This window comes from Polyangium jinanense, from assembly GCF_028435365.1.
Genome location: NZ_JAGTJJ010000015.1, coordinates 90,040 through 104,772 on the forward strand (window position 1 = coordinate 90,040; position 14,733 = coordinate 104,772).

Genomic DNA, 14,733 nt, shown 5'->3' on the forward strand with positions numbered 1-14,733 from the left:
GCACGAAGGCCCCCTCCCCCAAGGGGGCCTTCGGCTTTTGTCGACCGAGAACGCTTGAATCTTGGGGGCATGCGTTTTAGGCCGCAGGGGTCATGAAAGCCTCTTACCGCTGGATTCGCGAGCTCATCCCCGGTCTCGATGCTTCGCCCGAGGAGATCGGGCGGCGTCTGACGCACGCCGGGATCGAGGTCGAGGCGATCACCGAGTTCGGCGAGGGCACGAAGACGCTCGTCGTGGCCGAGGTGCTCGCCGCCGAGCCGCACCCGTCGCGGGCGAAGCTCAAGCTCGTCACGATCAACCGCGGCGGCGCCGAGCAGCGCATCGTCTGCGGCGCGCCGAACGTGCCCGAGCCGGGCGGCCTCGTGGCCTTCGCGCCCCTCGGCGCGCACCTGCCGGCCGTGAACATGACGCTCACGCCGCGCGAGATCGGCGGCATCGTGAGCGAGGGCATGCTCTGCTCCGAGCGCGAGCTCGGGCTCTCGGCGGTCGCGAGCAAGGAAGAGGACGCGGGGATCCTGATCCTGCCGAAAGGCCTCGCCGCACCCGGCACGCCGCTGCGCGAGGCGATGCCCGAGGTGCACGATTACATCCTCCACCTTGGTTTGACCCCCAACCGTCCGGACGCGCTCGGCCACATCGGCATCGCCCGCGAGGTCGCGGCGCTGTTCAACCTGCCGTGGAAGCGGCCGACACCGAAGGCGCCCGCGCGGTTCGCCGAAGGCGAGACGGTGTCGCGCCACGTGTCCGTGCGGATCGACGACACCGAGCGTTGCCCGCGGTACGGCGCGGGCCTCGTGCTCGGCGTGACGATCGGTCCCTCGCCCACGTGGCTGCGCTACCGGCTGGAGAGCCTGGGCGTTCGTTCGATCTCGAACGTCGTCGACGTGACGAACCTCGTGCTGCTCGAGTACGGGCAGCCGATGCACGCGTTCGATCTGAACGACGTGCGCGGCGGCCAGATCATCGTGCGCCGAGCCACGCCGGGCGAGCCGCTCAAGACGCTCGATGGTGAGGCGCGCAAGCTCGACGTGGACGACCTCGTCATCGCGGACGCCGAGGGGCCGACCGCGCTCGCGGGCATCATGGGCGGCGCGAACAGCGAGATCCACGCGAACACCACGCGTGTGCTCCTCGAATGCGCCTACTTCGCGCCACGCGGCGTGCGGCGCACCGCGCGCCGACACGGCATGCACACCGAGTCGAGCCATCGCTTCGAGCGCGGCGTCGATCACGGATCGCTCGAAGACGCCCTCGCCTACGCGACGACGCTGCTCACAGAGCTCGCGGGCGGCGCGGCGGCACGCGAGCCGATCCTCGCAGGCGCGAAGATCCCGGCGCGCGAGCCCGTGCGCCTGCGCGCCGCGCGCATGAACGCGCTGCTCGGCACGGACGTCCCGCTCCCCGAGGCGACGGACATCCTCACGCGTCTCGGCTTCGAGGTCCGCGGCACGCACGGCGAAGGCGAACAAGCGTACGCCGACGTCATCCCGCCCTCGCACCGGCCCGACATCGCCGGCGAGGCGGATCTCGTCGAGGAGGTCGTGCGCGTGCGTGGCCTCGGCACCGTGCCGACGGTGCTCCCGGCCCTGCGCCCGCAGCCTCCGCGCCACGCCTTCGACCTCTCGCTCCGCGTGCGCGGCGCGGCCGTCTCCGTCGGTTTGTCGGAGGCGATCACGTACGGCTTCGTTTCTCCCGAGGAGATCGAGGCGCTCGGCCTGCCGCCCGCGCCGTTCCGCCTCTTGAACCCGCTCACGCAGGACCGCGCCGTGATGCGCACGTCGCTGCTCCCGGGCCTGCTCGAAGCGGTGCGACGCGCCCGCAGGCACGGCGTGCCCGACGCCCGGCTCTTCACGGTCGGCGCGCGGTTCCTCGCCGATCCCGCGCGCGCGCCGCTCGCCGACGAGGCTCCCTCGTTCGCCGCAGTGCTCGCCGGGTACCGTCGCTCGCCGCTGCAAAAGCCGGTCGAGGTCGACGTGTACGACGCAAAGGGCGTGGCCCTCGAGATCGTCGAGCGCGTCACCCACGAGAAGGCCGAGGTCGCGCACCAGCCCGAGGCGACCCGCGCGCCGTACCTGCACCCGCGCGCCGCGGGGCACGTCCTCGTGAAGGGCCGCGTCGTGGGCGCGTTCGGTGTCCTGCACCCCGACGTCGTCGACAAGCTCGACCTCGGCGGCTCCGCGGTCGTCGTCGAGCTCGATCTCCGCGCCCTCGCCGAGGTCGGCGCTGCGCGCCCGCAGTACCGCCCGATCCCGACCCTGCCCGCGGCGACGCGCGACATCGCGCTCGTCGTCTCCGACGAGGTCGAGGCCGGCGCGGTCGGCGCGGCCATCCGCGAGGCCGGCGGCGACCTTTGCGAGTCGGTGGAGGTCTTCGACCTCTTCCGCGGCGGCAGCATCCCCGCGGGCCATCGCTCCCTCGCCTTCCACGTCATCTACCGCGACCCGCGCGCCGCCACCGACCCCGAGAAGGCCCGCACGCTCACCGACGAGGAAGTCGACCGGCGGCACAAGTCCGTCGTCGAGACCGTCCACGCCCGCTTCGGCGCCACGCTCCGCGCCTGAGCTCCGTCCCTTCGCCGTGCAGAATGTCCACAAAATTCCTCCCCCGCTGCGGAGACGGACACCCGTTCGCGTGCGGTCGTAGCGTGCGCGCCCTCTCCACGAGGGTTCGCGGCGCGAACGATTGACGGGCTCGGTCCAGCCGGAAAAGACTGAAATTTCCTATCGGGGCCCGCGAGCGCTCGCGTCGAACCCGGCCCTTCCATCCTCGCGAGCGCTCTCCGGTCCCTGTTCGACCCCTCTAGGACGGCACGGAGCGGACCATGGCTGAGACCCGCATCACCGGTAAACACCTTCGGGCAGGGCTCGTATGGCTCGGCGTCGCGAGCGCCTTCGCGCCGGCGGTGGCGCACGCGCAGCCTTACGTGTTCGACACAAACGAGACCACGTTCGACACGACGTACGAGCAGACCCTCATCAGCCTGAGCGGCACGATCAAAAACCGCTCGGGCCAGGCCATCTCGGGCGCCACCGTAACCGTCCTCGCCTGGGGCGACGGCGTGGCGAACGCGAACAAGACGGCGACCACGAACGCGTCCGGCGGCTTCACGATCACGGGCCTCAAGCGCCGGAACGTTCTGCTCAAGATCACCGCCTCCGGCCATTACAGCGAGATCGTCCCCGTCGACCTGCACCGGCCGACGAGCGAGACGATCACGAGCACCGGCACGATCTCCATGAACCCGACGAAGACGGGCCGTGTGCGCCTGATCTTCGGCGGCGACACCATGATGGGCCGCCGCTTCACGGACCTCGACGCCGACGGCGTCGAAGGCGAGGCAGGTGACCTCATCCGGCCCGCGAGCCGCGCCGCCGACGCGCAGGCCCTCTACACGTACGTGCGCGACGCCCTCGCCTCCGCGGACTACACGGTCGTCAACCTCGAGTCCCCGGTCACCTCGGACACCACCACCCCGCATCCGTACAAGGACTACACGTTCTTCTCGTACCCCGAGACGCTCGCGGGCCTCACGTACGCGGGCATCGACGGCGTCAGCCTCGCGAACAACCACATCTTCGACTACCTCACGACCGGCGTGACCGACTCAATGCTCCACGTCTCGAACGCGGGGCTCGACTGGTGCGGCGTGGGCTCGAACGAGACGAACGCCGAGGGCACCACGATCTTCCGCACGTTCAACAGCGTGCCGCTCTCGCTGCTCGGCTTCAGCGAGCTCGTCTCCGACGGATCGGCGGAGCTCGACTACCTGCTCGTCGCGCGCGATCCGGAAAAGGCCGGCGCGCTCGAAGCGTCGTCCACGAACATGAACACGTTCATCGACGACGAGACGCCGGAGCGCTTCGCGATCCCCATGATCCACGGCGGCGTGGAGTACAGCGAGTTCCCGTCGAACTCGATGCGCTCGAAGTTCATCTCGCTCGCGAACCGGGGCGCAGGGATCGTCGTCGCCCACCACACGCACACGGCGCAGGGCATCGGCCTCGTGAACGTGGGCGGGACGCCGAAGTTCGTGCTGATGTCCCTCGGCAACTTCGTCTTCGATCAGGACGTCCACGAGACGTTCCAGTCCTTGCTCGCAGTCGCGGACGTCGACGTGCTCGCGGGCGGCGGCTTCGACGTCGCGCGGCTGGATCTCATCCCGATCAGCATCGAGGGCTACGTGCCGAAGCTCGTCGCGGGCGATGGGCTCGCGCGGATGGGTCGGCATTTCGGGCACCTGTCGACGTACCTGCCGAAGAGTCCGGCCGGCCAGAACATCGCGGACGGGCTCTCGGGCGCGGTCGTGTTCCCCGCAGGGCACCGCATCGTCGCGCTTCGATCGGCCTCGCAGTACACGACGACGACGACGAACCAGGCGCTGAACGCGGCCGTGACGAGCCAGGCGACCGGGCCCATCGCGTTCACGCGAAGTGCGCCTTCAGACTCGCTCTCGTACGTGAAGTCGAGTGCAAGCGCGACGGTCGAATGGGGCCGCGAGCTGCTCATCAACGGGGATTTCGAGGACCTCGACGTGGACGGCGATTTCAGCGAGGGGCAAGCGTGGGACCAGAGCACGGTCCGCTACGTGGAAAACAGCGTCGTGCGCAGCGGGATGGGCGCGCTCGTGATGCTCCGGAACTCATCGAACTCGTCGGAGATCACGGTCTACAACAACAACCGCGTCTCCTTTCCCGGCGGCTCGAAGCTGACGATCACGGGCTTCATCCGCGGCGATAACGCAGGCCCCTTCACGCTCACGACGCGCATGTACAGCGACAGCGGCGCGATCGTGAGCACGACCGATTCGTACACGAAGGCCGCAAGCACATACGGCTGGACGCAGTTCGTCGTGAACGTCACGGCCGCCTCGAACGCGACGAGCGCGCGCTTCTACTTCCGGACGTCGCCGCCGGCGATGGGCGAGGCGCGCATCTTCATCGACGACTTCAGCCTCATCCGCTGGGAGAAGAGCTCGATCTACGCCTTGAACGGCTTCGAGATCCCCGCGCCGAACAACTGGAGCCACGTGCGCTTCACGAACGTCGCCTCAGGCGTCTCCTCGCTCGGCATCACGCTCGGGCACCGCACCTTCAGCGCGCTCTAATCGAAAGCCGCCGCGCCGGGGCGCTGCCCCGGACCCCGGCAGGGGGCTGTCCGCCCCCTGCACCCCGGACCAGGCACGGCCTGGACCGAAGGCCGAGAAACCGCGCGATGCGCGGTTTCTCGGACGGGCCCGTGGCAAGACCACGAACCACGTTGCCAACCAAGACGGCAGCGCTGTCCCCCTCGTCGAGCAGACACGTCAATGCTGCGGTTTTGACTGGCAGGCCCGTCGCCGGTCTTGCCTCGGCCTGTTCGATGAACTGCGCGTTGCGCAGTTCATCGACCCCGGGTCCAGCCCCTGGCTGGTCCGGGTCCAGGGGCGGACAGCCCCTGGTGGGGCCTGGGGCAACGCCCCAGCGCAGCGGCTCCCCGATGAGCCGGACCTCAGTGGCCAGCCGCGTCGTCTTCCGCGAGCAGCCTCGACCAGAAAGCTTTCACCTCGTCGATGCGCTCGGTGCGCGCGGCTGGCGGCAGCCCGTCGAGCAGGAGCGCGCCATAGCCGCGCGTCCGCACCCGTCGATCGAGGATCGCCACGATCCCGCGATCCTGCCGCGTCCGGATCAGCCGGCCGAACCCTTGCTTCAGCGTGATCGCCGCTTGCGGCACGGTGTACGTCGCGAACGGCGAGTGCCCCGCCTGTTCGATCGCCTGTGATCGCGCGACCACCACGGGATCCGTCGGCACGGCGAACGGGATCTTGTCGATCACCACGAGCCGGAGCGCGTCGCCCGGCACGTCCACGCCTTCCCAGAAGCTCATCGTGGCCACGAGCACCGCGTGATGCGCGGCGCGGAACTTCGAGAGCAACATCCGCTTCGGCGCCTGCCCCTGCACCATGAGCGGCCCTGGCACCCTTCCCGCGAGCGTGCGACCGAGCGCGACCATGGAACGGTTTGAGGTGCAAAGAACGAAGGCGCCGCCCCCCACGATGTTCACGAGCTCCACGATCCGATCCGCCGACGCCGTGAGGAACGCCGGATCCGAGACCTCCGGCAGATCCCGCGGCGTGTAGAGCAGTGCGCGCGACGCGTAGTCGAACGGCGAAGGCACGACGAGCTCGTCGACCGGCACCGTGACGCGCTCGTCGAGGCCGAGGCGCGTGCGCAGGAAGCGAAAATCTCCCGCTTTTGCGGTCATCGTCGCGCTCGTCAGCACCACGCCGCCGATGCGCTCGAAAACGCCTTCGCGGAAGAGCCAGCCGACGTCCACGGCCGACACGCCCACGGACACGGATCGCGCGCGCACCTCGACCCACGTCACCTGGCCCGATTTGCCGTCCACGATCTTCGCTGCGTCCGCGCGGAGCGTCTCCGCGCGCGTGCCCACGAGCCCGACCGCCTCCGTGATCGCGTGCGCCGACGCGTAGCCTCCGAGCGCTTCGAGCGCCTCGTCGAAGTGGTGATACGCATCGACGAGCTCGCCTGCCCACACCTCGCGCTTGAGCTCCACGCGCCCCTCGCGCGCGGCTTCGCCCCCGACCTTCGCGACCGCCGCGAAGAACCGATCCGCCGCCTCGCGCACGAGCGCCACGATCGCGGTCCCCTCCCCTCGCCCGAGGATTCGATCGGCGAGCCCGCTCGCGATGAAGGCGCGATCGGCGTCGCGCAGCATCGAGTCGACGCGCGACCCGGAAATGCGGGTGCCGAAAAACTCGGTCGCGATGTCCTCGAGCTCGTGCGCTTCGTCGAAGATCACCGCGTCGTAAGGCGGCAGCGCGCCCGCACCGGGGACATTGCCGCGGCCGAGCTTGAGCGAGAGATCCGCGAAGAAGAGGTGGTGATTCACCACGAGCACGCGCGCCTCCTCGGCCTCGCGTTTCATGCGCGTGACGAAGCATTTTTCGAAGAACGGACACGCCGAGCCGATGCGCGTCTCGCTCGACGAGCACACCTCGCGCCGGATCGGATCCGACTCCGCGAGCGTGACGAGCTCCGCGAGATCGCCGACCTCGGTCTCCCGCGCCCACGCCTCCACGACGGGCAGCGAGCGCGAGACGCCCGCGTCGTGGTGCGACTCGGGGCTCGTTCGCAGCTCGTCGAAGCGCCGCAAGCAGAGGTAATTGCCGAGCCCCTTCACGAGCGCCGCCGACACGCGAAGCCCGAGGTACTCGGCAACGAGTGGCAGATCCTTGGCAAAAATCTGCTCTTCGAGCGCCTTCGTCGCCGTGGAGATCACGACCTTGCGGCCGCTCAGGATCGCCGGGACCAGGTACGCGAGCGTCTTGCCCGTGCCCGTGCCCGCCTCGCAGAGCAGCACGCGATCTTCTTCGAGCGATCGCTCGACCGCGTCGGCCATCGCGAGCTGCCCTTCGCGATCCTCGTAGCCCTCGAACGCCCGCGCGAGCGGCCCGTCCGGTCCGAGCAGTTTCCGCGCGCGCCCACGCCTCCCTGAGCGCTCGGGCTGGGCCTCGAGCTCGACGTCGTCGTCCTCGTCGTCGCTCACGCCGTCGTCGTAGCGCACTACGACCGCGACGCCGCCTTCTCGAGCGAGAGCGCGAAGCCGACCTCGGCCATCGCCTCGTCGAGCCCCGCGACGCGCTTCTCGAAGGAGACCTCGAACCAGCTATCGAGCGTGCGCTCCTCGTCGCTCGGATCCGGCAGGCGCGTGATCTGCGTCCCGACCTCGCTGAATCCGCGCTCCCGCGCAGCGACGCCGAGCCCACGCGCGCGCTCGAACATCGCGTCGTCCGGGTCGTGTGGGAAATCGCTGCGTTGCGCGCGCAGCACGAGGCCCACCGCGACCTCGCTGGAATGCACGCGTACGCCCGAGTCCATGATGAGGTTCTCCCGCGCGCGCTCGGCGACGTGCACGACGTCACCGCGCGTGCGGTACACCTCGAACCCTGCGGCAATCAAAGCTTTTTTGACTTCGGCCGGCGTCGGCATCGTCCGATCGTTCCGGGCCCCCCAGATTATTTGGACCGGGCCCAAGGCTCGCAACTTCGTGAAGAAACGTCAAGAGGCGCCTCGGCCTCGCGCGTCGCCGCCTTCGCGTCGAGGAACGCGAGGCCGACGATCGCGCCGCCGAGCTCCTCCTGGATCCAGACGACCCGGCCGGATCGCGACCCCTCGTCGCCGAGGCCCACCTCGAAGCACTCGCCGAGCCCCACGGATTCGTCGAGGATCGCGCGCAACCCGCCCAGGCTGATGTTGAGCGCGAAGCCGTGCACCTCCCTCTCCCCGCGGCGGAACACCACCCGCTCAGAGAACGGCCTCCGCGCCGAGGCACGCCGGTAAAACCCGGCCATGGAGGGAGGAGCGCACGAGGTCGGCGTCAAAGAGCGGCGTTTCACGAGGCTCGGAAGCGTAGCAGCGAGCCTCGTGTTGTCAGCCTACGTACGGTACTTACGTTTCGGTTCGCCCAGGGCTCAATGCGTGGCGTTCGGGGCGTGGCCGCTCGAGCCGTCGTCGGGCTCCTGGTAGACCGGGGCGGGCTCGAGGACGTTGAGCTGATCGCGCTTCAGCTTGAGGCCCTTGTCCGAGAAGAAGAGGTCGTTCTCGTCGAGGCGGGAGCGGACGCGGCCGATGAACAGGATCGGGTCGCCCTCGCGGGTGTAGCCGAGCTGGACGATCGCGCCCTTCGGCCAGGATCCGCCGTCGAAGGTGAGCTCGCGGCGCAGCGTGTAAAAGCCTTCGGGCGTGAGCTTCTTCAACGTGCCCGCCCAGTTGAGGCCGCGGAACTCGATGCCGGGGCCGTGGAAATGCCAGCGGTTGTGGATGTTGTGGTCGGGCGTGATGATCTGAGGAAGGCCGCTGTCCGAGTGATTGTGGAAATACACGATCGTGTTGGCAGGGACCTTCTGCTCGTTGCCCGGAAGCGGCTGCGACGTCAGGTAGAGCCCGCAATCCGGCAGCATGTTTTTCGGTGTGGCCATGGGACCGGGAGCTTACTCATCACGCGCCGGGCGGTCGAGCCGTTCGACGTGGCCAAAGGAGCCCTTTCCCGCAGCGCCTCTCTCGTGAAGTCGTGCTATGCCGGGGCCTCGGTTGATCCCTGCGAGGCTTCTGACCTCGCCACGCCGGATGCGGAGCTCGAGCACGTGAACAAGTTGACAAGCATCCTGGGCGGCTTCGCCGTCATCGCCATCGCCCTCGTCTTCATCGTCCAGTTCCGGCCGAATGCAGGGCAACAGATGGTCGAGTCTGCGAGGTGCGCCGTGGAGATCCGCGGGGCCTGCGTCTCGTCGGGCCATTACTGGGCCTCGTACCGCATGCTCGCCCCGCGTGCCGACGCCGAGGTGTTGCGCCAGTTGAACTTCCGCAAGATCACGGCCGAGGGCCTGGTCGAGCGGCAGCTCTTGAACGAGGACGCGAAGCGGCTCGGGATCACCGTCTCGGACGACGAGCTCAACGAGGCGCTCACCTCGGGTCGGATGCACGTCTCGATGCCGCTCGCGCCCATCACCATGCCCGACGGCCGCGTCATCGATCCCCGCGGCCCCTCGTACAGGGGCCTCGGCATGACGCGCTACCTGAACGTCAAAAATAGGCAGACCGGAAAGTTCGACCTCAAAGCATACGAGCGTGAGGTCCGCATGGTCGCCAAGATGAGCCCGCAGGACTTCCGCGAGTACCAGAAGGAAGAGATCATCGCGGCGCGCATGCGCGATCTCGTCCGTTCGCGCGCGGTCGTGGGCGAGGCCGAGGCGTTCGCGCGGTACAACCAGGACAAGTCGACGGCCACCGTCTCCTACGTCCGCCTCGACAAACGCTTCTTCGCGGATCTCGTGGCCGACAAGTCGCAGAAGGCGATCGACGCGTGGGTCGCGCTGAACAAGGAGGAGGAGGAGCGCCAGTGGAACTCGCGCAAGTCCTCGTACCTGCCCGAGTGTCGCGTGACGCGCCACATCCTCGCCAAGATCGATCAGGACAACGCCGATCCCGCTGACGCGAAGGCGAAGGCCAAGACGAAGATCGACGAGGCGAAGGCGCGGCTCGACAAGGGCGAGAGTTTTGCCGATGTGGCGCGCGCGATGAGCGAGGATGGCAGCGCGGAGCGCGGCGGCCTGCTCGGCTGTGTGACGAAGGGCAAAATGGTGAAACCCTTCGAGGACGCGATGCTCAAGGCCGAGCCGGGCAAGGTGACGGACGTCGTCGAGAGCGAGTTCGGGTATCACCTCGTGCTCGTCGACAAGGTTGCGAAGGACCTCGAAGCCGAGGCCGTGGGCCGCGCCGAGGTCGATGAGGACCTCTATCTCAAGTTCGAGACCGAGCGCCTGACGGCCGAGGCCGCGAAGGCGATCCTCGCCGCGGTGAAGGGCGGCAAGACGCTCGACCAGGCCGTCGATACCTACGTCTCTGAGCTCGAAGCGAAGCTCGCCAAGAAGGACGACAAGGCCAAGAAGGACGACAAGAAGAAGGACGACAAGAAGGACGAGGCGAAGAAGGATGAGGCCGCGGACGATTCGCCCGTGCGCAAGCATCCGCAGCGCCCCGTCGTCGAGTCGAGCCTCCCGTTCAACTCTTCGGGTAGCCCCATCCCGGGCATGATGCCGGGCTCCACCGCCGCGACGACGGCCTTCAAGCTGGAGAAGCCGGGCGACGCCGCGGACGAGATCGTCCAGCTCTTCAACGGCTACGCCGTGATGGTCCTGAAGGAGAAGAAGCCCGCCGCGAAGGAAGACTGGGAGAAGGATCGCCCGATGTTCATGGCCCGGCTCCTCGAGGAGAAGCAGGAGGACGCGCTCGTCGCTTACATCTCGCGCCTTCGCAACACGCTCGGGACGGAGATCAAGTTCGGCGGCGCGGAGTTCACGACGGAAGCGAAGCCCTCCAAGGAAGCCACTGAGGACCTCGGAGAGTAGCGGAACCGGTCCGGATGCATCATTCGTGAGGGCGGATGCTGATCCACCAAGACCTCGTCCTCCCGAACGGGCTGCCTCTCGTCATCGTGCCGCAACCGAGCGTGCACCGGGCGGTCGCAGCTCTCTTCCTGCGCACGGGATCCCGCTTCGAGACTTCCAAGACGAACGGGATCTCGCACTTCCTAGAGCACATGGTTTTCCGGGGGACGAAGGACCTTCCTTCGGCCCACGCGCAGGCCCTCGCGTTCGAGCGGCTCGGCGGCACGCTCTACGCCGCGACCTACGTGGATCACGGCGTGATGAGCATCTCCGTGCCGCCGCGGAACTTCGAGCAGGTGATCTCGCTGCTCGGTGAGGTGACGACGGATCCGCGCTTCTCGGACCTCGAGATCGAGCGTGGGATCGTGCGGGAGGAGATCCTCGAGGATCTCGACGACGACGGCCGGATCATCGACGCGGACAACCTCGCGCGGGCCCTGATGTACCAGGATCACCCGCTCGGCTACACGATCACGGGCGGGCTCGACACGCTCGCGCTCTTCGACGCGTCGATGCTGCGCGCCCACCACGTGCGGCATTACACGGCGTCGAACGCGGTCCTCTGCCTCGCGGGCAACCTCGATCCGGATCGCGTGCTCAAGGCCGCGGAGCGCGCCTTCACGGCGATGCCCAAGGGCAGCCGCATCCAAGCGGCGCCTCCGCCGAACGGCCAGAAGAAGCCGCGCTTTTCGTTCATCGAGAACCAGTCGAGCCAGACGGAGCTGCGCGTCGCGTTCCGCGCGGTGAGCGAGAAGGACAAACTCGAGCCGAGCGTGGAGATGCTCCTGCGCGTGCTCGACGACGGCATGTCGACGCGCCTCTACGAGCGCATCTGCGATCGGCTCGGCCTCTGTTACGACGTCTCGGGCATGTTCGAGGCGTACGAGGACGACGGCGTCGTCGACATCGCCGCGGGCGCGGCGCACGAGCGCGCGACCGTGGTGCTGAAGGAGATTTTTGCCCTCGTCCACGAGCTCGCGTCGCACGGGCCCACGCCCGAGGAGCTCGACAAAGCGAAGAACCGTCACCTCTGGTCCGTCGAGGCGATGCTCGACGACGCCGAGGCCGTGGCGAGCTTCTACGGCCTCGCCGCGTTCGCGGGCATCGCGCGGACGCCGATGGCGAGGCACGAGGAGCTCGCGAGCGTCACGGTCACCGATGTACGAGATGCCGCCCAGCGGATATTCCGTCCCGAGCGAATGAGCACGGTCGCGGTGGGCCTGCTCAGCCGCGCGGAAGAGGGGCGGATGGAGCGGGCGGTCAAGGGATTCGGGGGATAACGCACCAAAACGGAGGCGTGACAGGGTCGGAAGCGGGCGTCGTTATTGAAGTGATTATTGAAGCGGGAGGTCGGGACGGATCATTCTTGCATGCATGCGCATGAACGCATATAGCAAGAAACGTGATGCACGACCCGACGGGCCCGAGCGGGCGTCTGCCCTCGGACGCCGCGAGTCGGTGGGAGCTCTACCGGCTCCTCGCCGATCCGGTGCGCCCGCGGTTGCTCGCGCTGGCCGCAGCCGAGGAGCTCGGCGTCGGGGAGCTGTCGGAGCTGCTCCGGGAAGGTCAGCCGAAGATTTCGCGGCACGCGGCGGCGCTCAGGGACGCGGGCCTGCTCCTCGCGCGCAAGCAAGGCACGTGGACGCTGCTTCGGCTCTCGCCGGGAGCCGCGACGGATCCGGTCGTGGCCGACGCGGTGCGGGCCGGGACCGCGGCCTGCGAGGCCGACGGGACGTTGGAACGGATCGGCGAGGTGATCGCCGGCCGCGACGCCGCGACCCGCGAGTTTTTCGCGCGCGGCGGTAGACCCGTGCGATCCGGGCCGCCGCTCGAATTGGGCGCGTATCTCGCCGCGATCGCGCCGCTCCTCCCGCATCGAGCCCTCGCGGTTGACGTGGGCACAGGCGACGGCGCGCTGCTCGAAGTGCTCTCGCCGCTCTTCGAACGTGTCATCGCGGTGGACCGCGCCGAGGCGCAGCTCGCGCTCGCAGAGGAGCGCATCCGGCGGCGCGAGCTCGCGAACGTGGATCTCGTACAGGGCGAATACGACGCGCCCGAGCTGCGCAACCGCGTCATGTCGAAGGCCGGCGACACCGGCGGCGCGGACGTGGTCTTCGCAGCGCGCGTCTTGCATCACGCGCCGAAGCCCGCGCGCGCGATGGCCGCGCTCAAGAACCTCGCGCGCCCGAGCGGCGGCGCGGTGTGCGTCCTCGACTACGAGGCGCACGACGATCAGGCCCTCTGCGAGCAGGAGGCCGATCTCTGGCAAGGCTTCGATCCCGAGACCCTACGGCGGATGGCCGTGGACGCGGGTCTCGCGGACGTGACGATTCGCCGTCTCCCGCGCGCTTGGCAGGGAGACGGCCCGGACAGGCACCTCGTCTGGCAGCTACTGGTCGGTCGGCACAGCGAGGAAATGCAAGGGACCGCCGAGAACAGCAAGAGGACACGATGAGCGAAAAACCCCGCTTCAAGGTCGCCGATCTCAGCCTCGCCGACTGGGGCCGCAAGGAGATCCGCATCGCCGAGAAGGAGATGCCCGGCCTCATGGCGCTGCGCGCCGAGTACGGCAAGCAGAAGCCCCTCGCCGGCGCCCGCATCGCAGGCTGCCTGCACATGACCATCCAGACCGCGGTCCTGATCGAGACGCTGCGCGAGCTCGGCGCCGAGGTGACCTGGACGAGCTGCAACATCTACTCGACGCAGGATCACGCGGCCGCCGCGATCGCGGCGACGGGCGTGCCCGTCTTCGCCTGGAAGGGCGAGACGCTCGAAGAGTACGACTGGTGCATCGAGCAGCAGCTCTACGCGTTCGAGGGCGGCAAAGGCCCGAACATGATCCTCGACGACGGCGGGGACCTGACCACGATGGTCCACGAGAAGTACCCGCAGCTCTTCGAAGGCCCCGATCCGGTCCGCGGCATCAGCGAGGAGACCACGACGGGCGTGAACCGGCTCTACGACATGCACCGCAAGGGCCTGCTCCGCGTGCCGTCGTTCAACGTGAACAACTCGGTCACGAAGTCGAAGTTCGACAACCTCTACGGCTGCCGCGAGTCGCTCGGCGACGGCATCAAGCGCGCGACGGACGTGATGTTCGCGGGCAAGGTCGCGGTCGTCTGCGGCTACGGCGACGTCGGCAAGGGCTGCGCGCAGTCGCTGCGTGGGCTCGGCGCGCGCGTCATCGTGACGGAGATCGACCCGATCTGCGCGCTCCAGGCCGCGATGGAGGGCTACGAGGTGCGCACGCTCGAGGCGGTCGCGCACGTCGGTGACATCTTCGTCACGGCGACGGGCTGCAAGGACGTCGTCCGCGGCGAGCACATGCTGCGGATGAAGGACGAGGCGATCCTCTGCAACATCGGCCACTTCGACTCCGAGATCCAGATCGCGTGGCTCGAGTCGAACCCCGAGATCAAAGAGGAGAACATCAAGCCGCAGGTCGACCACTTCATCTTCCCCGACGGCAAGCGGCTCATCGTGCTCGCGCGCGGCCGGCTGGTGAACCTCGGCTGCGCCACGGGCCACCCGTCGTTCGTGATGTCGACCTCGTTCTCGAACCAGGTCCTCGCCCAGATCGCGCTCTGGACCGAGAAGTATCCGCTCGGCGTGCACCTGCTCCCGAAGAAGCTCGACGAGAAGGTCGCCGCGCTGCACCTCGCCAAGCTCGGCGTCGAGCTCACGCGGCTCACGAAGGATCAAGCCGACTACATCGGCGTGCCCGTCGAGGGCCCCTTCAAGCCCGAGAACTACCGGTACTGACGGCAGACGGCCGCGGCGTTTCCTCC

At 68.5% G+C, this 14,733-nt stretch carries 10 protein-coding genes; 6 read left to right on the top strand and 4 right to left on the bottom strand.

What is annotated here, in order from left to right; genetic code table 11:
• Positions 1-92: 92 nt before the first annotated feature.
• Positions 93-2,561, top strand: a complete 2,469-nt coding sequence (gene pheT, locus KEG57_RS24485) for a phenylalanine--tRNA ligase subunit beta (RefSeq protein ID WP_272423351.1) — start codon at positions 93-95, stop codon at positions 2,559-2,561.
• Between the two features lie 260 nt (positions 2,562-2,821).
• Positions 2,822-5,104: a CapA family protein gene (locus tag KEG57_RS24490; protein WP_272423350.1), complete on the top strand. Its 2,283-nt coding sequence runs from the start codon at positions 2,822-2,824 to the stop codon at positions 5,102-5,104.
• Positions 5,105-5,487: 383 nt separating this feature from the next.
• Here KEG57_RS24490 and KEG57_RS24495 read toward each other — a convergent pair whose 3' ends face one another.
• The 4 genes from KEG57_RS24495 to KEG57_RS24510 form a co-directional block, all read right to left on the bottom strand.
• A complete protein-coding gene (locus KEG57_RS24495) occupies positions 5,488-7,545 on the bottom strand; it encodes an ATP-dependent DNA helicase (protein ID WP_272423349.1) in 2,058 nt (685 codons plus the stop codon).
• Between the two features lie 17 nt (positions 7,546-7,562).
• Complete coding sequence (locus KEG57_RS24500) at positions 7,563-7,988, bottom strand: hypothetical protein (protein WP_272423348.1); 426 nt, start codon at positions 7,986-7,988, stop codon at positions 7,563-7,565.
• Positions 7,989-8,014: 26 nt separating this feature from the next.
• On the bottom strand, positions 8,015-8,395 hold the full coding sequence (locus KEG57_RS24505) for a PilZ domain-containing protein (protein WP_272423347.1): 381 nt from the start codon (positions 8,393-8,395) through the stop codon (positions 8,015-8,017).
• 75 nt (positions 8,396-8,470) lie between these two features.
• A complete protein-coding gene (locus KEG57_RS24510) occupies positions 8,471-8,977 on the bottom strand; it encodes a hypothetical protein (RefSeq protein WP_272423346.1) in 507 nt (168 codons plus the stop codon).
• A 165-nt stretch (positions 8,978-9,142) separates the two neighbouring features.
• Between KEG57_RS24510 and KEG57_RS24515 the strand changes: the two genes are divergently transcribed.
• The 4 genes from KEG57_RS24515 (at position 9,143) to ahcY (ending at position 14,707) form a co-directional block, all read left to right on the top strand.
• Positions 9,143-10,906 (top strand): peptidylprolyl isomerase, encoded by a 1,764-nt coding sequence (locus KEG57_RS24515; RefSeq protein WP_272423345.1) that lies wholly within the window; start codon positions 9,143-9,145, stop codon positions 10,904-10,906.
• 35 nt (positions 10,907-10,941) lie between these two features.
• Positions 10,942-12,225 (top strand): M16 family metallopeptidase, encoded by a 1,284-nt coding sequence (locus tag KEG57_RS24520; protein ID WP_272423344.1) that lies wholly within the window; start codon positions 10,942-10,944, stop codon positions 12,223-12,225.
• A 125-nt stretch (positions 12,226-12,350) separates the two neighbouring features.
• A complete protein-coding gene (locus tag KEG57_RS24525) occupies positions 12,351-13,400 on the top strand; it encodes a methyltransferase (protein ID WP_272423343.1) in 1,050 nt (349 codons plus the stop codon).
• Positions 13,397-14,707 carry an adenosylhomocysteinase gene (ahcY, locus tag KEG57_RS24530; protein ID WP_272423342.1) on the top strand — a complete coding sequence of 437 codons (1,311 nt, stop codon included), beginning with the start codon at positions 13,397-13,399 and terminating at the stop codon, positions 14,705-14,707. The genes KEG57_RS24525 and ahcY overlap by 4 nt, the downstream gene beginning before the upstream one ends.
• Positions 14,708-14,733 lie beyond the last annotated feature (26 nt).